We start from the raw sequence: 17,718 nt of genomic DNA, 5'->3' as shown, positions 1-17,718 counted from the left end.
CGATTGCAAGAGGTGTTGCGGTGCAGCAAAACTGTGCGTGTGTGAACAACTTACTTTCCTGAATGGAGTGATCTCATGATGAACCGTCGTGGCAACCTCAAAGCCCTCGCAACCGCCGCCGCCATCGTTGCGGGCAGCTTAACTTTCGTGAACCAAGCCCAAGCGCAAGCAGGCAACACCATCAAAGTCGGTGTGTTGCACAGCTTGTCCGGCACCATGGCCATTTCCGAGACTGTGCTCAAAGACACTGTGCTCATGGCCATTGACGAGATCAACGCCAAGGGCGGCGTGCTTGGCAAAAAGCTCGAGCCCGTGATCGTGGACCCGGCTTCCAACTGGCCCCTGTTTGCTGAAAAAACCAAACAGTTGCTGGGCCAAGACAAAGTCTCGGTCATCTTCGGTTGCTGGACCTCGGTGTCGCGCAAATCGGTGCTGCCCGTTGTGGAAGAAATGAACGGCCTCTTGTTCTACCCCGTGCAGTACGAAGGTGAAGAACTCAGCAAAAACGTGTTCTACACCGGCGCTGCCCCCAACCAGCAAGCCATTCCTGCCGTGGATTACCTGATGAGCAAAGAAGGCGGCGGCGCCAAGCGCTGGGTCTTGCTGGGCACCGACTACGTGTACCCCCGCACCACCAACAAAATTTTGCGTGCTTACCTGAAAAGCAAAGGCGTGGCTGACAAAGACATCGACGAAAAGTACACCCCGTTTGGCCACAGCGATTACCAAACCATCGTGGCCGATGTGAAGAAATTCTCTGCAGGCGGTAAGACGGCGGTGGTCTCCACCATCAACGGCGACTCCAACGTGCCTTTCTACAAAGAACTGGGCAACGCGGGCCTGAAAGCCAAAGACGTGCCCGTCGTGGCCTTCTCGGTGGGTGAAGAAGAATTGCGCGGCGTGGACACCAAGCCTTTGGTCGGTCACCTGGCCGCATGGAACTACTTCATGAGCATCAAGAATCCCGCCAACGACGAGTTCACCAAGAAGTGGGCGGCTTATGCCAAGGCCAAAAACATCGCTGGGCACAAAGACAAGCCTTTGACCAACGATCCGATGGAAGCCACTTACATCGGCATCAACATGTGGAAGCAAGCAGTTGAAAAAGCCAAGACCACTGACACCGACAAAGTGATCGCGGCCATGGCCGGTCAGACCTTTAAGGCACCGAGCGGCATCACCAGCAAGATGGACGAGAAGAACCACCACCTGCACAAGTCGGTGTTCATCGGCGAGATCAAGGCCGACGGCCAGTTCAACGTGGTGTGGAAGACACCGGGCCCCGTCAAAGCCAAGCCATGGAGCCCCTTCATCCCCGGTAACGACGTCAAGCCTGATGAGCCTGCCAAAAAGTGACCGTTTGAATGCGTTCTGAAAAAGGGGAGGGCGCCGTCCCTCTTCCTTTTTTCTGAAAGCTGACTGAAGGGGAATAAGTGCGCCTGACCAAGAGATGTTCAAGATGAAACGATGGATTTTGAAAGCCGCATGCATCGCCAGCGCCGTGTGGGGCTTGTCGGCAGCACACGCCTTGACCATGGACGAAGCCTTGGCGATTTCGGTCGGCGAGAGCGATGCGCGTGTGCAAGCTTTGGCCCAAGCCGTGGCCCAAGGCGATGAGAAGACCGCCGCATTTTTGCAGGCGCTGGCCGACGATGTGGTCAAAGTGGCCCAGGACCAGGTGCTGGTGGTGCGCGATGGCCAAGGCCTGCACCCGGTGACCGGACAAGCGGTGTCCGTGCCGCAAGAGGCCGAAGATGTGATGCTGAACAACCGCCTGCGCGGCGAGTTGGACACGGCCCTGGCGGCCTTGAAGTTGTTCAGCCCAGAGGTGAAGGTGCGCCGACTGGCTGCTTTGTCGCTGCTCAAAGAACCTGACGCCAGCCGCAGATCCTTGCTCGACAAAGCGCTGGCCACCGAAAAAGATGCCACCGTGCAAAGTCTGGTGCGCCAAGCGCGTGCAGCCGCCATGCTGGTCAGCGAGGTGCCCCATGACCGAGGGCTGGCCGCCCGCGAACTGGCCGACAGCCAGCAGCCCGAAACCTTGCTTTTGCTGAACCAGCAACTGGCCCAAGAGCCAGACCCTTCGGTGAAAAAACAAATTCAAACAGCTTTGACCACCGTGCAGGAGAGCCTGCGCTGGGGTGAGCGCCTGGGCACCTTGTTCACCGGGGCCAGCTTGGGCTCCATTTTGTTGTTGGTGGCTTTGGGGCTCGCCATCACCTACGGCCTGATGGGGGTGATCAACATGGCCCATGGTGAGCTGATGATGATCGGCGCCTACGCCACCTATGTGGTGCAAGCCGTGTTCCGCCAATACCTGCCGGGCGCATTCGATGCCTACTTGCTGGTGGCGATTCCCATGTCGTTTTTCATGGCCGCTTTGGTGGGCGCCGTCATGGAGCGCACGGTGCTCCAACATCTGTATGGCCGCCCCCTTGAAACATTGCTGGCCACCTGGGGCATCAGCTTGGTGCTCATGCAAGGCGTGCGCAGCTTGTTCGGGGCACAAAACGTGGGGGTTGAAAACCCCTCGTGGATGAGCGGATCGCTGCAGTTGCTGCCCAATTTGCAACTGCCTTGGAACCGCGTGCTGATCATCTTTTTTGCAGCAACGGTGCTGATCGGGATGGCGCTTTTGATCGGCAAAACGCGCTTGGGACTGTTTGTGCGCGGCGTGACACAAAACCGCCCCATGGCTTCGTGCATGGGCGTCAACACCGCGCGCATCGACACTTATGCCTTCGCATTGGGTTCGGGTATCGCGGGTCTGGCCGGTTGTGCACTCAGCCAAGTGGGCAACGTGGGCCCTGATCTGGGGCAGAGCTACATCGTGGACTCGTTCATGGTGGTGGTGCTGGGCGGGGTGGGGCAGCTGGCGGGCACGGTGTATGCCGCTTTGGGGCTGGGCCTGGCCAACAAGTTGCTCGAAGGTTGGACCGGTGCGGTGCTGGCCAAAATCGCGGTGTTGGTGTTCATCATCGTCTTCATCCAGAAGCGCCCACAAGGCATCTTCGCGATGAAGGGTCGCAGCGCTGAAGCGTGAACAGGGACGTGAACATGAACAATTTCGAACTTCCGGCGCACGCGCCTTTGTTGGGCCGAAAGGCTTGGGCCGCTTTTCTTTTGGCGCTGATCATGGTGGGCGTGCTGGCGCCGGTGCTCAACTTGTGGGTGCCTGCAGGCAGCCCTTTGCACTTGAGTGACTTTGCCGTGTCCCTGATTGGAAAAATCATGTGCTACGCGATCTGTGCGCTGGCGATGGACTTGATTTGGGGCTACACCGGTATTTTGTCGCTCGGCCATGGTTTGTTCTTCGCCTTGGGTGGTTATGTCATGGGCATGTACCTGATGCGCCAGATCGGGCAAGACGGCAACTACAAAAGCGAGCTGCCCGATTTCATGGTTTTTTTGGATTGGAAAGAGCTGCCTTGGCACTGGACGCTGTCAGACAGCTTCGTCGCCACACTTTTTCTGGTGGTGCTGGTGCCTGGCTTGATCGCTTTTGTGTTCGGCTACTTTGCCTTTCGCTCACGCATCAAGGGGGTGTACTTCTCCATCATCACCCAGGCCATGACCTACGCGGCCATGCTCTTGTTCTTCCGCAATGAAACCGGTTTTGGCGGCAACAACGGCTTTACTGATTTCAAACGCATATTGGACCTGCCCATTGCCACCCCGAGCATGCGCATGACACTGTTTGTGCTGACCGGTTTGACGCTGCTGGGATTCTTTTTGTTTGCACGTTGGCTGGTGGGCAGCAAGTATGGACGCGTGTTGATGGCGATTCGCGATGCCGAAACGCGGGTCATGTTCTCAGGCTATTCGCCACTGCCTTACAAGCTCAGCATCTGGGTGATCTCCGCCGTGATGTGCGGCGTTGCAGGGGCCTTGTATGTGCCGCAGGTCGGCATCATCAACCCCGGTGAAATGAGCGCCGCCAATTCGATCGAAATGGCGGTCTGGGCGGCGGTGGGGGGCCGTGGCACCTTGATCGGTCCGATTGCGGGTGCGTTTTTGGTCAACGGAGCCAAGAGTTGGCTCACGGTGACAGCGCCTGAATTTTGGCTGTACTTTTTGGGCGCCCTGTTCATCGCGGTGACTTTGTACCTGCCGAACGGGGTGGTCGGTTTGCTGCGCAAGCCGGGTGGGGTGGTCGGTTTGCTGCGCAAGCCGGGCGGGGTGCTTGGGCGCGTTGCCAATCTCAAAAGCAAGAAAGGCGGTGCGGCATGACGCCTGACCTCCTCCAAAAAGGCGCTGAGCGTGTGGCCAAGTCGGCCCAGCAGCGCGCAGAGTTGACCGAATCCGGTGGCCGCAGTGCAGGTTATGGCCGCCTGGTGCAAGACTCGAATGAGGTCGATGTGACCCATGGCCGTATCTTGTATCTGGACGACGTGAGTGTGAGCTTTGACGGCTTCAAGGCCATCAACAAGTTGTCGCTCGACATCGCGCCCGGTGAGCTGCGCTGCATCATTGGCCCCAATGGCGCCGGCAAAACCACGATGATGGACATCATCACCGGCAAGACACGGCCGGACGAAGGCACCGTCTACTTTGGCAGCACCATCGACTTGCTGCGCCACAACGAACCCGAAATTGCGCAGCTGGGCATCGGTCGCAAGTTCCAAAAGCCCACGGTGTTCGAGCACCTGACGGTGTTTGAAAACCTGGAACTTGCACTCAAGACGCCCAAAGGCGTGAAAGCCTCGATGTTCTTCCAACTCGATTCGCGCCAAAGCGACCGCTTGGCCGAAGTGCTGCACACCATCCACCTGGCGGACAGCGTTCGCAAGCCTGCGGGCTTGCTCAGCCACGGGCAAAAGCAGTGGCTGGAGATCGGCATGCTGCTGATGCAAGACCCCAAGCTGCTCTTGCTCGATGAACCCGTGGCCGGCATGACCGACCATGAAACCGAGCGCACGGCCGAGTTGTTCCTCACACTCAAAGGCAAGCATTCGCTGATGGTGGTGGAGCACGACATGGGCTTCATCCGCACCATCTCGGACATCGTCACGGTGTTGTGCGACGGTTCGGTTTTGGCACAGGGCACACTCGATCAGGTGCAAGCCGATGAGCGTGTGATTGAAGTTTATTTAGGGCGTTGAGCATGCTGGAAGTCAAGAACATTCACCAGTATTACGGCGGCTCGCACATCCTGCGTGATGTGGGTTTGAGCGCCGAACAGGGTCAGGTCACGGTGCTGCTGGGTCGCAATGGCGTGGGCAAAACCACCTTGCTCAAATCACTCATGGGGCTGGTGCCCATCAAGAGTGGCAGCGTCACCCTCAGCCAGCAAGATCTGACGAATGCCAAGCCCTATGAACGCGCCGCTGCGGGCATCGGTTACGTCCCGCAAGGCCGGGAAATCTTTGCGCGCCTGACGGTGGAAGACAATTTGCGCATGGGCCTGGCCACACAGCCGGGCGGCACACCGATTCCCCCTGAGCTGTTTGAGCTCTTCCCTGTTCTGAAACAAATGCTGCACCGCCGGGGCGGCGATTTGTCCGGCGGGCAGCAGCAGCAACTGGCCATTGCCCGCGCACTGGCCGCCAAGCCGCGCTTGCTCATCTTGGACGAGCCCACCGAAGGCATCCAGCCCAGCATCATCAAAGACATCGGCCGCGTGATCCGCCAGTTGGCCGATGTGGGGCTGCAGGGCCAACGCATGGCCGTGTTGCTGTGCGAGCAGTACTACGACTTTGCCGAAGAACTGGCCGACCAATATCTGGTGATGGAGCGCGGCGAGGTGATTGCGCGTGGGCCGGGCAGTGAGATGAAGGAAAAGCACATTCAGCAGCTGGTCGCGATTTGATCAGGCTGTTTTTGAAGTGCTGATTGTGTAAGTCTGCTAAGCAGCGGTAGCAGTCGTACGCATAAAACAGCTGACCGTCTGCTACCGGCCATAAGCGGTCGGTGGTCAAACGGGAAAGCAGTCGCTAAACGTTCGAGCAAAGCGAGTTAGGCATCGCCCGAGGCTGCTGGAATCAAACTCATGAGTTGCTGCTCCACAGCCAAGCAGGCGGTCGCAAGGCGAAGCGCGTTCGGGCCCATTGCGGGCGTGACTCCGGTGTCGGTCGCATCAAGGCTGGCCGCCGCATCGCGAATAAGGGAGTGCGTCCGGCGATCACATCTTGACGGCGCACGTCCCGCTAGACTCGTAATGGACGATCGCTAGTTTCAGTGGGCCTCACAGTGTGGCTGTGTAGGCGCGGAAGTTGCTTAAACGAGGTCTTTCAATCAAAGGGCAATATGTCAGTTCTGTTTGCAGCTTTTCTACTCGGGCTTGTTTTCAACGCCGCGCCTGGCGCCATCTTTGCGGAGACGGTCCGCCGCGGGGCCACTGGCGGTTTCCGGCCTGCTCTGGCCGTACAGATCGGATCTCTGGTGGGGGATGCGACGTGGGCGATATTGGGCCTCCTTGGCGTGGGCCTACTGCTACAAGTCGACATGCTGAAGTGGCCTGTGGGTCTTGCTGGCGCCGCCTATCTGCTCTGGCTTTCTTGGGACTCATGGAAGGCAGCCTCCGTTACGTTCAATGTCCAGCAAACTGAGGTCGAACAGTCTCGATCTGCATTGAAGTCAGGGGTAGTTCTTTCTGTTACCAACCCTCAGAACCTGGCTTATTGGGCTGCACTTGGCAGCGCATTGGGCACCCTTGGGGTGTCTGATCCCGGCTTTTCCGACTACGTGATGTTCTTTACCGGATTCATGATCGCGTCTGTTTCTTGGGCAATCTTCTGCGCGGCTGCAATTGACAGGCTTTTCAAGAAGGCTGGACAGCGGTGGGTAGCCTTAACCTACCGACTGTGCGCGTTGATGTTTCTGCTGCTCGCACTCAACACCGTCAGGGATCTGTTCGGCCACATGCCATCTACAGGGTCGCACAACAGCCCAACAGCAAAATACGCGCGGTAGATTGCACAGGCTTCAATAGCCTTGGCAACACATGCCAAGGCTATTGAGCTTTTAAGGGCCGCATTGAGGGATATTGGCGAAGGACTGCAACGGGTCGCTAGCTACCGCCCAAAAGGCTGCTGTGATCGACCGCTACCAGCCTTAAGCGGACATTGATTGCTCCGCGCTCTCAAGTCCTAAAGATTCCAAAGACGTGGCTGGGTGCCGCTCATACCCCACATCTCGTGTCGCCAAGCCGCCCACACTTGCCGCAGCAGTTGAAAGGCCGGCTCCGTCACGGGTGAGAGCACCCGCAGCACGATGACCTGTGGGTGCGGCGAGGTGGCTCCGGCGGTCAAGCGCAATTCAGACGCTTCAAGCCACTCACGCGCACAGGCCAGGGCGCGGTCAACGCGTTCTGAAGCGATGGCGCTGCCCGCTGCAAACGCCAGCGTGGCCATGCAGCGCTGGCCGGCCAGGCCCAGCGGGCTGTTCATCAAGCGGGTGTCGCTGGCGCTCAAAGTGCCGCGCTCTAGCCACACGCCGGGGATTTCCAAATGTTGGCGAAATGTGCCTTGTGCAAAAGGCAGGTCGGCGGCGGGCAGGCCTAAAGCGGTGAGGTCCCAGGTCATCAATTCAGCCCCAGGCGCCAAGTCGAAGACAGCGCGGTTGAGGCCATCACAGCCGCTGTAGGCAATCGCTTCGAGCGGCAGCCATTCCAGTCGTGAACCTGTTTCTAAACGGGCATGCACCTGTTGCGTGGCCAAGCCCGCATCGCTTCTGTAAAAGCGCGTGGCGCCGGGCGTGGTCACCAGGCCATGTGCGCCGGGGCCGACCGTGACGCGCATGTCGAGCGTGTCGCCACCCACCAAGCCGCTGGGCGGGTGCACCAGCACGTTGTGGCAGACCGCATCGCCTTCGGGGTACAGGCTTTGCAAAATGCGCAGCGGGCCTTGGTGCAGGTAGCGGGCCACGCTGCGCTCGGCTTCGAGCGTGTAGTCCAGATCCAGTCGGGCCAACCAAGTCATAAGGCGCAACCGATGGGGATGTCCGACTTCAAGCCCAACCGTTCACGCGTTTCATTCACCCTGCGAGCCGCGATGTGCCCAAGCGGTGGTGTGCTTTTCGATGTAGCTGAACAACTCGTACATGACCATGGCCATGGCACCCACGACCACCAGACCTGAAAACGCCAGGCCCATCTGCATGGCCGAGCCGGCCGAGATCAAGAGGTAACCAATGCCTTCGTTGGACGCCGTCATCTCGGACACGGTGGTGCCCACAAAGGCCAGCGTGATGGCCACTTTGAGCGAGCCGTAAAAGTAAGGCATGGAGCGCGGCAAGCCGACTTTGACCAGCACGTCCCAGCGCTTGGCGCCCAGCACGCGCAGCACGTCTTCGAGCTCGGGCTCTAGGGTGGCCAAGCCGGTGGCGATGTTCACCATGATGGGGAAGAAGCTGATGAGGAAAGCGGTGAGGATGGCCGGGCCAATGCCGATGCCGAACCACACCACCAGGATGGGCACGAACGCCGCTTTGGGCAAGGCGTTGAAGGCCGTCATCAGCGGGTACACGGCGGCATAGGCCAGGCGCGAGCTGCCAATGATGAAGCCCAGCAACACGCCCACCACGATGGCGATGCCAAAGCCCACCATGGTCACCCAGAAGGTGCGCCAGGCGTGGCCCGCGATCACGTCGCGGTATTCCACCGTCTGTTCGGCAATGCGCCAAGGACTTGGGAACACGAATTCCGAGACGTTGAAGGCGCGGCACAGACCTTCCCAGATCAGCAAGCTCAGCACCAGCAAGATCCAAGGCGACCAGGTTTCGAGAGATTTCTTGTTCATGAGGGGGCTCCCGCTTATTGGTGGATGGCCGCGCCGGTTTTGCGCATGGCCCCGATGTGGCCGCGCAGCTCGTGCACGATGTTGGTGAATTCGGGGGTGTAGGTGATCTCCAGATCACGCGGCCGTGGCAGATCGATTTCTTTTTTCACCACAAAACGGCCGGGGCTCTTGCTCATCACGTACACCGTATCGGCCAAAAACACCGATTCGCGCAGGTCGTGCGTGACCAAAATGACGTTGAACTTTTGCTCGGTCCACAGGTCGCGCAAGATGCACCAGAGTTCTTCACGCGTGAACGCGTCGAGCGCACCAAAGGGCTCGTCCAGCAGCAGCATCTTGGGCTCATGGATCAAAGCGCGGCAAATGCTGGCGCGTTGCTGCATGCCGCCCGAGAGTTGCCAAGGGAATTTGTCTTCATAGCCACCCAAGCCCACGGTGTTCAGCAGCTTGCGTGCGCGCTCCACGTATTCGGCCTTTTTTTGCTTGAAGTTCGTGCGGTAGGGCTCCACGATTTCGAGGGGCAGCAACACATTGTCGAGGGTGGTGCGCCAAGGCAAGAGCGAAGAAGCCTGGAACGCCATGCCGCTGATTTTGAGCGGACCGGTGACGGGTTGGCCATCCACCAAGATGCGGCCTTTGCTCGGCATCTTCAGGCCCGTGGTCAGCTTCATGAAGGTGGACTTGCCACAACCAGAGGGCCCCACGATGGCGATGAACTCGCCTTGTTTGACCTGCAGGTTGATGTCTTCCACCGCAAAGTGGTTTTGCGCCAGCAACTCGTCGTTGTAGGCGAGCCAGACATTCTGGAAATCAACGAATGATTCTTGGGTCATGGTGAGAGCTCGAAAATGGTGTTCGAAAGTGTATACACGATGCGCCCTGTAAAAGCCCACCGACCCCTGCAGGGTTGTGGTGGGCTTGGCGCATGGGGCAAATGCCCCGCAGCTTGCGCCGAATTACTTTTTGCCTTTGGGCAGAATGTCCAGCTCTTTGGCGGTGGGCAAGAACGCACCGTTCCAGATGTCTTCCACCTTGACGCGGGTCTTGGTGTTGAACGCGTCCGACACCTGCGAAGCCATGAGGGTCAGGCGGGGGCCATTGATTTGACCAAAGCCTTCAGCGCGAGCCGATGGGCTGTTGATCACGGTGTCGATGGCCAGTTGCAGGCGGCGGGTTTCGAGCGCCACGTTGATGATGCCGTCGCGGGCCTTGACCGATTCAATGGCCTTGGCTGGGTCGGCCATCACGTCCTTGGCACCTTTGGTGAAGGCGCTCAAGAAGGCTTTCACCGCAGCTGGGTTTTCCTTCAAGATCTTGGGCGAGGCGATGATCGCGTTGCCGTAGAGTTTGACACCAAAGTCGGGGTATTGCATGACCACCACGTCTTCGGCTTTCACGCCGCGTGCTTCGATGTTGAGCAAAGAGGTGAATGTGAAACCGGTGATGGCATCCACATCACCGCGCACCAACATGGTTTCGCGCAGGGGCGGGTCCATGGCGGTCCAAGCCACGTTGCCGATGCTGTTGGCTTTTTGGAAAATGGGGAAGGCGCGGCGACCGGCGTCAAACACGGGTGCACCCAGCTTTTTTCCGGCCAAATCGGCGGGGGTTTTGATGCCGGACTTCTTCAACGCCATCACCGAGGCGGGGGTGTTGTTGTAGACCATCATGATGGCCACAGGCTTGTTGGGCGCATCGGGGTTGTTGGCGTGGAATTCCATCAGGGCGGCCAGGTCGGCAAAACCGAGGTCGTAAGTGCCCGAAGCCACGCGGGTGACTGCGCCACCGGAGCCGTTGCCAGAGTCGACGGTCACATCCAGTTTGGCATCTTTGAAGTAGCCTTTGGTGCCGGGGACCAGAAAGAAAGCAGCAGGGCCCTCAAAGCGCCAGTCCATCTGAAACTTGATGGGGGTGGTCTGGGCTTGTGCCAAACCGAAAGAAGCCACAGCGGCCAAGGCGGCTGTGGCTTTGATGAAGAAACGCTTGTTCATGAGGGGCTCCAGGTTCAAATAAACGGTGAATCTTGTTTAGCAAATTCGGTGCCATTATCGACCATGGTTCTGACAGGCTGTGTCAGGTTCATCCCCTAGAAACCCCCTCTTTTGGTGCCCAGGCCTGGCTTATCTGGCACCAAAATGGGGCTAAAAGTATTTACGCACCTTTTCAATGCGCTTCGGCTTGTTTGGCCGCTTCGATGGCGTCGCGGTTGTCGCCTTTGGAGCCGTTGAAATACAGGTTCAAGAGCACAGCGCTGATGGAGGCCAGCAAGATGCCCGACTCGATCAGCGGGTGGATGCTGTGCGGCATCCACTGCAGGTAGCGCGGTGCGATCAGCGGGATCATGCCAAAGCCGATCGAGATGGCCACGATGAACAGGTTGTTGCGGTTGCCTTTGTAGTCCACGCTGGCCAGAATGCGGATGCCGGTGGCGGCCACCATGCCGAACATCACCAAGCCCGCACCACCCAACACAAAGGTGGGCAGCGACTCGACCAAGGCCGCCATTTTGGGCAACAAGCCCAGCACGATCAGGATCACGCCACCTGCCACGCAGACGAAGCGGCTTTTCACGCCGGTCACGCCGACCAAGCCCACGTTTTGTGAGAAGCTGGTGTAAGGGAAGGTGTTGAAAATGCCGCCGATCAGCGTGCCCAGACCGTCGGTGCGCAGACCTGCGGTGAGCATTTTTTGGTCGACTTTTTTGCCCGTCAGATCGCCCAAGGCCAGGAACATGCCGGTCGACTCGATCATCACCACGATCATCACCAAGGTCATGGTCAGGATCAGGATCGGGTCAAAGACAGGGGTGGCAATTTCGAAGGGCAGCACCAGGTCAAACCAGCCCGCTTTGCCGACTTTTTCGAAGCTCATGAGGCCAGAGGCCGTGGCCACCACGCCACCGATCACGATGCCCAACAGCACCGAAATGTTGGCCACAAAGCCACGGGCGTATTTGGCAATCAGCAAGATGGACACCAACACGATGGCGGCAATGCCGATGTGCGAGAGCTGTGCGTACTTGGGGTTGGGCACCGAGCCCACGATGTTCAGGCCGGCAGGCACTGGGGGCACCGCGCCCGTGCTGGCCGCTTGTTTGGCGGCATCGAGCCAGGCCAAGTGTTCCGGATTGGGAATGCTGGGCGCTGTGGGGCCGAAGGGGTTGCCAAAAATCCAGTTGATGCCCACGCGCATCAAGCTGATGCCGATGACGGCAATGATGGTGCCGGTGACCACAGGCGGGAAAAATCGCAGCATCCGACTGACGATCGGCGCAATCAAGATGGAGATCACCCCCGCGCCAATGATGGCGCCAAAGATCAGCCCTGCGCCTTGCACCCCCGGGTTGTTGTTGGCCATGGCCACCATCGGGGCCACAGACGCAAATGTCACGCCCATCATCACGGGCAATTTGATGCCAAACCACTGTGTGGCGCCCAGCGATTGGATCAGCGTGACCAAACCGCAGCAAAACAGGTCGGCCGAAATCAGCATCGCCACTTGCTCGGGGCTGAGTTTGAGGGCGCGGCCGACGATCAGGGGCACGGCCACCGCGCCGGCATACATCACCAGGACATGCTGTAGGCCCAAAGCGGCGAGCTTGCCATTGGGCAAATGCTCGTCCACGGGGTGGATGGTTGAACTCATGGAGGGGTCTCCTGAAAATTAAACAGAGGGGGAAAACCGCAAAGAAACTAGATGTGTGCTTCTTTGTGTTCGAAACTGTATACAAAATTTCCACACTTGACCTCAGGGAATACCCCGGTGCAGCCTGTTTTGAAAAAGATTCCCGCCCCGTGATCAGGATCAATTCCAACAGGGGCGGGGGTGTTGATACTGAAACCCGACATCACCGAAACCCTTTTGGTGGTCCAACACAAGGTTTCCCCATGAAAAACATCCATCCGATCGACCGCTGGTGTCGTCTGGCTTTGGCCATCGTTCTGGCGCAAGGGGGGTATTTCTGGTTGACAGGGGTATGGCAATGGGCCGCCTTCGCAGGGGCGTTGCTGATGGTGGGCACGGCGGGTGCGCAGTTTTGCCCTTTATACCGATTACTGGGCATGGGCACTGCCCAGTGGGCCGTCAGCAAAGTGAGCCCCCTCTGGCGCTGGTTGGGGTGGTTGGCCTTGCTGGCCTTGCTCGTCGGTGGCAGTTATGGCAGCGCGTTGTTCAGTCGCAAACTCTTTTTGGAAGAGTTCAATGCGATGAACCACTTTTACAAACAAACGCTGTTTCTGACGGGTAAAAATGAACGTGACTCCGCTGTCGCGAATGGGGAAAAAATGGTGTCAGGCTATGCGGTTTTTCAGCGCAAATACAGCGCTTATCAGCCCTATGCCCTCAGGGGCGACCACCAACTGGTGAGCGATTTGCAGCAGGTGGCTGTGATCATGGCTGCCGCTCAGCCCCTGGTGCGCGATGGTGATCTGCATCAGGCGCATTTGGATCTGGAAAAAATCCGCCCCGTGTTTCAGGGCATCTTCAAGCGCAATGGGTTTTCCATGCTGGCCGTTGCGCTGGTGGATTTCCATGACGCGATGGAGCTGATCTTGGACGCAGCGAACGCCAAGGACGCGGAAAAAGTCAAGCAACTGCATCCCATGCTCAGCGACAAGTTCAAACCTGTGGAACTGGAAGCCAACGACGCCGAAATTCAGGCCATTCGCAAAAACCTGGATGAGCTGTTGGCATTGGCGCAAGCCGGAAATCTGGGGGCCATGCCTGCGCAGGCAGATCAGCTCAAGCGCAGTTTCGTCAAGGTGTATCTGAAACGGGGTTAAAGCCCAGGCATCAGCGGAAACAGCGCATGGTCCATGGGTGCTCCGGCGGGCAGCTCCTGGTCCAGCCCGGGAAAAGGCGGTGAGGTGACCCAGGGGCGAGGCGCGTGGGTCATGTCGTCGCCCAAAAAGCGCACCGAGTACACGCGCCTGCGCTGCGTGCCGTCCACGCCGGCTGAGGCGTGCAGGCTGAGCATGTGAAAACACACCAAGTCGCCCGGCTGCAAGTCCCAGCCGAGGATGGGGAAGTCTTCGCGGTGCTGGTCGATGTTGGGCAATTCGGCCAGCGAGCCTTCGGGGAACCATTTAGCCTGGTTCGTCATGAAAGTGCGCGGCATGAGCCAGGGGCCACGGTGTGAGCCTGCGATGAACTCCAGCGTGGACGGGCGGGACACCGGGTCCACCGGAATCCAAAAACTGATGTTTTGCAGGCCGTCCACGTTGTAATAAGGCTGGTCTTGGTGCCAAGGCGTGCGCTGGCGTGTGCCGGGCTCTTTGACCAACAGGTGGTCGTGGTACAGGCGCACCGTCTGGCTTTGCATCAGCCGCTGCGCCAGTGCGGCCAGGGGGGTGTCAAAGATGAAGCGCTGGTACTGCGGGATGTCTTGCCAGTTGCAAAAGTCTTCAAAAAAACGCCCCGGGTCGTCCGGCCTGCTGGCCACCATGCCGCGCGGGCTGGGCTGGGCCAAATTGGCCTCGATACCGTCCCGCAGCAGGGCCACTTCTTCGGGCGTGAACAAGTTGCGGATGCACACCGCGCCGTCGCGCTGATAGTCGGCCACGTCTTGGTCGGTGGTGCAGGCCTGCACGCGCTGGCGCAGGGTGGCGAGGTCAGGTGCGGTCATAACGTTCAAGCTCGGGCCGTGGAGGCGGGCACAAACGGCGTAGCCAACTCGGAATTTTTCATGCGTGCAACGATGAGATCGCGAACAAAAGCAGTTGGTAAATCTGGGTTGTCGAGCCCAGCTTTACCTACCATGGCCCAGAGATTGATCTGTTCAGCGATGGTTTGACGCTCAGCCATGGCATAGGCCTTGGCTTGGCTGTAAAGCCCATCATTGATGTTCACTGGTTTGCCCATGGCGTTCACCTAGAAATGAATTTCAAAAAATGGCGTGGCTCTGAAGTTGAAAAGGTAAGCGTGGTTTCTCAAGGTGCCTAAGCACCTTCAGTTTCAAGCCAGCAAATCCAGCAACGTCCGCGCCACCACCTTGGTCGCCCGGCGCAGGTCATCCAGCTGCACATGCTCGTCGGCGCGTTTGGCGTTGGATTCGAGCACGCTGCGCGGGCCTGCGCCGTAGATCACGCCGGGGATGCCGCGCTCCACGTACAGGCGCACGTCGGTGTAGAGCGGCGTGCCCAAAGCAGGGATGGCTTCGCCGAAGACTTGTTCACCGTGTTTTTGGATGGCGCTCACCAGCGGTTGGTTGCCCGCCAGCGGTTTCATGGCGTTGGCCAGCAGCATGCGGCGCACATCCACTTTCAGCACATGGCCGCCGCGCGGGGGCTTGAAGCTGGCAGCGGCGTCGGCAATGGTTTGGCGGATGCTGGCTTCCACTTCGGCCGGGTTTTCTTCGGGGATCATGCGGCGGTCGAGCTTGAAGCTGACTTTGCCCGGCACCACGTTGGTGTTGGTGCCGCCTTCGATCAGGCCCACGTTCAGATAGGGGTGGGTGATGCCCTCGACTTGGGACGTGACCAACAGGTACTGCGTATTCAGTGCGAGCAAAGCGTTCAGGATGTGCACCGCGCCTTGCAATGCATCGGTGCCGCTGTCGGGGATGGCGGCGTGCGACATCTCGCCTTGCACGGTGACTTCCATTTGCAGGCAGCCGTTGTGTGCGGTGACGACTTGGTAACTGAAGCCTGCTGCGATCATCAGGTCGGGTTGGGTCAGGCCCTGGGCCAGCAGCCAGCCGGGGCCCATTTCGCCGCCAAACTCTTCGTCGTAGGTGAAGTGCAGTTCCACACCGCCTTTGAGGGGGGCCTTGAGCGATTCGAGTGCCCGCGTGGCAAAGGTGAAGGTGGAGAAGTCGCACTTGCTCACGGCGGTGGCGCGTCCGTACATGGCGCCGTTGTGGATCTCGCCGCCGTAGGGCGGGTGGGTCCAGCCTTCGCCGGGGGGCACCACGTCGCCATGGGCGTTCAGGGCGATGGTTTTGCCTTCGCCATATGGGCGGCGCACGATCAGGTTGGTGATCGACTCCAGGCCATAGGCCTTGACTTCGGAGGCGGGCACAGGGTGCTTTTCTGCCTCAAACCCCATGGGCTTGAGCAGTTCGGCGGTGCGCTCGGCGTGGGGCGCGTTGTTGCCCGGTGGCGTGTCGGTGGGCACCTGCACCAAGGCTTGCAAGAACTTCACCTGTTCGTCGAAGTGCGCGTCGATCCAAGCGTCGAGTTGTGCGTATTGTTGGGCAGTAGCGCTCATGACAGTTCCTGAGAGAGTTGGTTCAAAACATGGGAGAAAGCGTCGACGCACAGCTGCATGTCGTCGCTGGTGGTCGATTCGCGTGGGTTGTGGCTGATGCCGCCGTTTTCGCCGCGCACAAACAGCATGGCTTGTGGCATGACTTCATGCAGCTTCATCGCGTCGTGGCCTGCGCCGCTGGGCAGTTTGAACAGCGGCACACCCAAGGCGCTCACGGCGCGTTCCCAACGCGCTTGCCACTCGGGGGCGCTGGGCGCAGCAGCGGCGCTCATGGTGAGTTCGGTTTTGACGCGCACGCCACGGCGCTCGGCAATGGCCTGCAATTGCGCCATCACATCCGCCACCAGCGCGTCGCGCTGTGCATCGGTGGGCGCACGCATGTCCAGGCTGAACAGGCAGCGCCCGGGCACCACGTTGATCGAGCCGTTGGGGACTTGCAGCTGGCCCATCGTCGCCACGCTGTCGCCGTCTTGGCCGGCGCGTTGCTCCATGTACAGCGCCAGTTCGGCCACGGCGCAGGCCGCGTCGCGGCGGCGGTCCATGGGGGTGGTGCCCGCGTGGCTGGCGGTGCCGAATACCTCGCACAGGTAACGCACGCTGCCATTGATGGAGGTGACGACGCCCAGCGGGATGTTCACTTCATTGAGCACCGGGCCTTGCTCGATGTGCACTTCGACAAAGCCCAAGTACTGCGCCGGGTCGCGCTGGATGTGGGGGATGTCGTCGATGCACAGGCCTGCGTGCTGCATGGCCGCACGCAGGGTGATGCCGTCGGCATCTTGTTGGTCCAGCCAGGCGGGGTTGAATTGGCCGATGAGGGCGCCCGAGCCGAGGAAGGTGGCTTTGTAGCGCTGACCTTCTTCTTCAGCGAAGGCCACGACTTCGATGCCAAAGGGCAGACGTTGGCCTTGCTGGTACAGCTGCTGCACACAGGCCATGGGCACAAAGATGCCCAGGCGCCCGTCGTACTTGCCGCCATTGCGCACGGTGTCGTAGTGGCTGCCCGTCATCAAGTATTTGCCGCCTGCGGTGGCCGGGTGGTAGCGTCCCACCACGTTGCCCACCGCATCGGTATCCACCTCGTCAAAACCGCAGTCGCGCATGTTTTGTGCGATGCGCTGGGCGCAGGCGCGGTGCGCGTCGGTGAGGTACGTGACGGTGAGTTGACCCCGTTCGGCAAAGCCGGGGTCGGAGTGCTGCGCGAGTTGTTCTTGCCAGTCCCAGACCTGGTGGCCGAGCGTGGGTTCCACACCGAACTTGTCGTTCAGCCGGATCTCGACGATGCGGTGGATGTTGCGCAGGCACTCGGCCAATTCAAAGTCGGGGTGACCAAACAGGCGGCGCTCAAAGGCGTCGATGATCTGTTTTTTGTTCAAGCCCACGCCACGCGGACCGCGCACCGCCAGGATGAAGGGCCAGCCGAACTTGGCGTTGTAGTCGGCGTTGAGCTTTTGGATCTTGGCGAACTCTTCGGGCGTGCAGTCGGTCAAGCCCGCTTTCGTTTGCTCGTGGGTCGACTCGGCTGTGAGCGACTTGCTGACCATGGCTTTGCCGGCCAACTCGGGGTGGGCGCGAATCAGGCCGAGTTGCGCGTCACGCCCAGCGTGCGCCAGCACTTCACACATGGTGTGCTTGAGGTGGGCCAGCGAGGTGAACGGGCGTTGCGCCAGCGCTTGCTCGGCGATCCAGGGCGAATGCTCGTACAGGCCGTCGAGCATCTGCGCGGCGTCTGCAGCGGATGCTTGGTTGAGTTGGTCGAGGGTCAGGGCCATGT

At 59.6% G+C, this 17,718-nt stretch carries 16 protein-coding genes; 7 read left to right on the top strand and 9 right to left on the bottom strand.

The window, feature by feature from the left end; genetic code table 11:
- Positions 1 to 78: 78 nt before the first annotated feature.
- From urtA to ACHEXK_RS10760, 6 genes are all read left to right on the top strand, one after another.
- On the top strand, positions 79 to 1,356 hold the full coding sequence (gene urtA, locus ACHEXK_RS10785; RefSeq protein WP_416548929.1) for an urea ABC transporter substrate-binding protein: 1,278 nt from the start codon (positions 79 to 81) through the stop codon (positions 1,354 to 1,356).
- 103 nt (positions 1,357 to 1,459) lie between these two features.
- Positions 1,460 to 3,043, top strand: a complete 1,584-nt coding sequence (gene urtB / locus ACHEXK_RS10780; protein WP_416546046.1) for an urea ABC transporter permease subunit UrtB — start codon at positions 1,460 to 1,462, stop codon at positions 3,041 to 3,043.
- 14 nt (positions 3,044 to 3,057) lie between these two features.
- Positions 3,058 to 4,230: an urea ABC transporter permease subunit UrtC gene (gene urtC / locus ACHEXK_RS10775; RefSeq protein WP_416546044.1), complete on the top strand. Its 1,173-nt coding sequence runs from the start codon at positions 3,058 to 3,060 to the stop codon at positions 4,228 to 4,230.
- A complete protein-coding gene (urtD, locus tag ACHEXK_RS10770) occupies positions 4,227 to 5,102 on the top strand; it encodes an urea ABC transporter ATP-binding protein UrtD (RefSeq protein WP_416546042.1) in 876 nt (291 codons plus the stop codon). The genes urtC and urtD overlap by 4 nt, the downstream gene beginning before the upstream one ends.
- Before the next feature lie 2 nt (positions 5,103 to 5,104).
- A complete protein-coding gene (gene urtE / locus ACHEXK_RS10765) occupies positions 5,105 to 5,809 on the top strand; it encodes an urea ABC transporter ATP-binding subunit UrtE (protein ID WP_416546040.1) in 705 nt (234 codons plus the stop codon).
- Positions 5,810 to 6,246: 437 nt separating this feature from the next.
- A complete protein-coding gene (locus ACHEXK_RS10760) occupies positions 6,247 to 6,912 on the top strand; it encodes a LysE family translocator (protein WP_416546039.1) in 666 nt (221 codons plus the stop codon).
- A 176-nt stretch (positions 6,913 to 7,088) separates the two neighbouring features.
- On the opposite strand, the gene ACHEXK_RS10755 is transcribed toward ACHEXK_RS10760, so the two are convergent.
- The 5 genes from ACHEXK_RS10755 to ACHEXK_RS10735 all read right to left on the bottom strand — a co-directional run bounded on the left by ACHEXK_RS10755 (position 7,089) and on the right by ACHEXK_RS10735 (position 12,383).
- Entirely contained in the window at positions 7,089 to 7,919 is an 831-nt protein-coding gene (locus ACHEXK_RS10755) for an urease accessory protein UreD (RefSeq protein WP_416546037.1), read from the bottom strand.
- A 51-nt stretch (positions 7,920 to 7,970) separates the two neighbouring features.
- Positions 7,971 to 8,738 carry an ABC transporter permease gene (locus ACHEXK_RS10750; RefSeq protein WP_100117841.1) on the bottom strand — a complete coding sequence of 256 codons (768 nt, stop codon included), beginning with the start codon at positions 8,736 to 8,738 and terminating at the stop codon, positions 7,971 to 7,973.
- Positions 8,739 to 8,752: 14 nt separating this feature from the next.
- On the bottom strand, positions 8,753 to 9,571 hold the full coding sequence (locus tag ACHEXK_RS10745; RefSeq protein WP_416546034.1) for an ABC transporter ATP-binding protein: 819 nt from the start codon (positions 9,569 to 9,571) through the stop codon (positions 8,753 to 8,755).
- A 123-nt stretch (positions 9,572 to 9,694) separates the two neighbouring features.
- Positions 9,695 to 10,729 carry an ABC transporter substrate-binding protein gene (locus tag ACHEXK_RS10740; protein ID WP_416546032.1) on the bottom strand — a complete coding sequence of 345 codons (1,035 nt, stop codon included), beginning with the start codon at positions 10,727 to 10,729 and terminating at the stop codon, positions 9,695 to 9,697.
- Positions 10,730 to 10,901: 172 nt separating this feature from the next.
- Positions 10,902 to 12,383, bottom strand: a complete 1,482-nt coding sequence (locus ACHEXK_RS10735; protein WP_416546030.1) for a nucleobase:cation symporter-2 family protein — start codon at positions 12,381 to 12,383, stop codon at positions 10,902 to 10,904.
- Positions 12,384 to 12,625: 242 nt separating this feature from the next.
- On the opposite strand from ACHEXK_RS10735, the gene ACHEXK_RS10730 reads away from it, so the two are divergent.
- Positions 12,626 to 13,519: a DUF2892 domain-containing protein gene (locus ACHEXK_RS10730; RefSeq protein WP_416546028.1), complete on the top strand. Its 894-nt coding sequence runs from the start codon at positions 12,626 to 12,628 to the stop codon at positions 13,517 to 13,519.
- On the opposite strand, the gene ACHEXK_RS10725 is transcribed toward ACHEXK_RS10730, so the two are convergent.
- The 4 genes from ACHEXK_RS10725 to uraD form a co-directional block, all read right to left on the bottom strand.
- Positions 13,516 to 14,361: a phytanoyl-CoA dioxygenase family protein gene (locus tag ACHEXK_RS10725; protein WP_416546026.1), complete on the bottom strand. Its 846-nt coding sequence runs from the start codon at positions 14,359 to 14,361 to the stop codon at positions 13,516 to 13,518. The genes ACHEXK_RS10730 and ACHEXK_RS10725 overlap by 4 nt on opposite strands.
- Positions 14,362 to 14,366: 5 nt before the next feature.
- A complete protein-coding gene (locus ACHEXK_RS10720) occupies positions 14,367 to 14,597 on the bottom strand; it encodes a TA system antitoxin ParD family protein (protein WP_416546024.1) in 231 nt (76 codons plus the stop codon).
- A 93-nt stretch (positions 14,598 to 14,690) separates the two neighbouring features.
- Positions 14,691 to 15,944 carry a M20 family metallopeptidase gene (locus tag ACHEXK_RS10715; protein ID WP_416546022.1) on the bottom strand — a complete coding sequence of 418 codons (1,254 nt, stop codon included), beginning with the start codon at positions 15,942 to 15,944 and terminating at the stop codon, positions 14,691 to 14,693.
- Positions 15,941 to 17,716, bottom strand: a complete 1,776-nt coding sequence (uraD, locus tag ACHEXK_RS10710; protein ID WP_416546020.1) for a 2-oxo-4-hydroxy-4-carboxy-5-ureidoimidazoline decarboxylase — start codon at positions 17,714 to 17,716, stop codon at positions 15,941 to 15,943. The genes ACHEXK_RS10715 and uraD overlap by 4 nt, the downstream gene beginning before the upstream one ends.
- Between the last annotated feature and the right edge of the window lie 2 nt (positions 17,717 to 17,718).

The sequence above is a fragment of the Limnohabitans sp. DCL3 genome, from assembly GCF_048019295.1.
Lineage (GTDB): Bacteria > Pseudomonadota > Gammaproteobacteria > Burkholderiales > Burkholderiaceae_C > Limnohabitans_A.
This window is presented reverse-complemented; position numbering and strand designations above follow the sequence as displayed.

What these genes read in the sequence shown, in the direction of transcription:
- ACHEXK_RS10735 (WP_416546030.1), bottom strand. Translation starts at nt 12,383, where the DNA reads ATGAGTTCAACCATCCACCCCGTGGACGAGCATTTGCCCAATGGCAAG.
- ACHEXK_RS10760 (WP_416546039.1), top strand. Translation starts at nt 6,247, where the DNA reads ATGTCAGTTCTGTTTGCAGCTTTTCTACTCGGGCTTGTTTTCAACGCC.
- urtD (WP_416546042.1), top strand. Translation starts at nt 4,227, where the DNA reads ATGACGCCTGACCTCCTCCAAAAAGGCGCTGAGCGTGTGGCCAAGTCG.
- uraD (WP_416546020.1), bottom strand. Translation starts at nt 17,716, where the DNA reads ATGGCCCTGACCCTCGACCAACTCAACCAAGCATCCGCTGCAGACGCC.
- ACHEXK_RS10750 (WP_100117841.1), bottom strand. Translation starts at nt 8,738, where the DNA reads ATGAACAAGAAATCTCTCGAAACCTGGTCGCCTTGGATCTTGCTGGTG.
- urtA (WP_416548929.1), top strand. Translation starts at nt 79, where the DNA reads ATGAACCGTCGTGGCAACCTCAAAGCCCTCGCAACCGCCGCCGCCATC.
- ACHEXK_RS10755 (WP_416546037.1), bottom strand. Translation starts at nt 7,919, where the DNA reads ATGACTTGGTTGGCCCGACTGGATCTGGACTACACGCTCGAAGCCGAG.
- ACHEXK_RS10725 (WP_416546026.1), bottom strand. Translation starts at nt 14,361, where the DNA reads ATGACCGCACCTGACCTCGCCACCCTGCGCCAGCGCGTGCAGGCCTGC.
- ACHEXK_RS10740 (WP_416546032.1), bottom strand. Translation starts at nt 10,729, where the DNA reads ATGAACAAGCGTTTCTTCATCAAAGCCACAGCCGCCTTGGCCGCTGTG.
- ACHEXK_RS10730 (WP_416546028.1), top strand. Translation starts at nt 12,626, where the DNA reads ATGAAAAACATCCATCCGATCGACCGCTGGTGTCGTCTGGCTTTGGCC.
- urtC (WP_416546044.1), top strand. Translation starts at nt 3,058, where the DNA reads ATGAACAATTTCGAACTTCCGGCGCACGCGCCTTTGTTGGGCCGAAAG.
- urtB (WP_416546046.1), top strand. Translation starts at nt 1,460, where the DNA reads ATGAAACGATGGATTTTGAAAGCCGCATGCATCGCCAGCGCCGTGTGG.
- ACHEXK_RS10745 (WP_416546034.1), bottom strand. Translation starts at nt 9,571, where the DNA reads ATGACCCAAGAATCATTCGTTGATTTCCAGAATGTCTGGCTCGCCTAC.
- urtE (WP_416546040.1), top strand. Translation starts at nt 5,105, where the DNA reads ATGCTGGAAGTCAAGAACATTCACCAGTATTACGGCGGCTCGCACATC.
- ACHEXK_RS10720 (WP_416546024.1), bottom strand. Translation starts at nt 14,597, where the DNA reads ATGGGCAAACCAGTGAACATCAATGATGGGCTTTACAGCCAAGCCAAG.
- ACHEXK_RS10715 (WP_416546022.1), bottom strand. Translation starts at nt 15,944, where the DNA reads ATGAGCGCTACTGCCCAACAATACGCACAACTCGACGCTTGGATCGAC.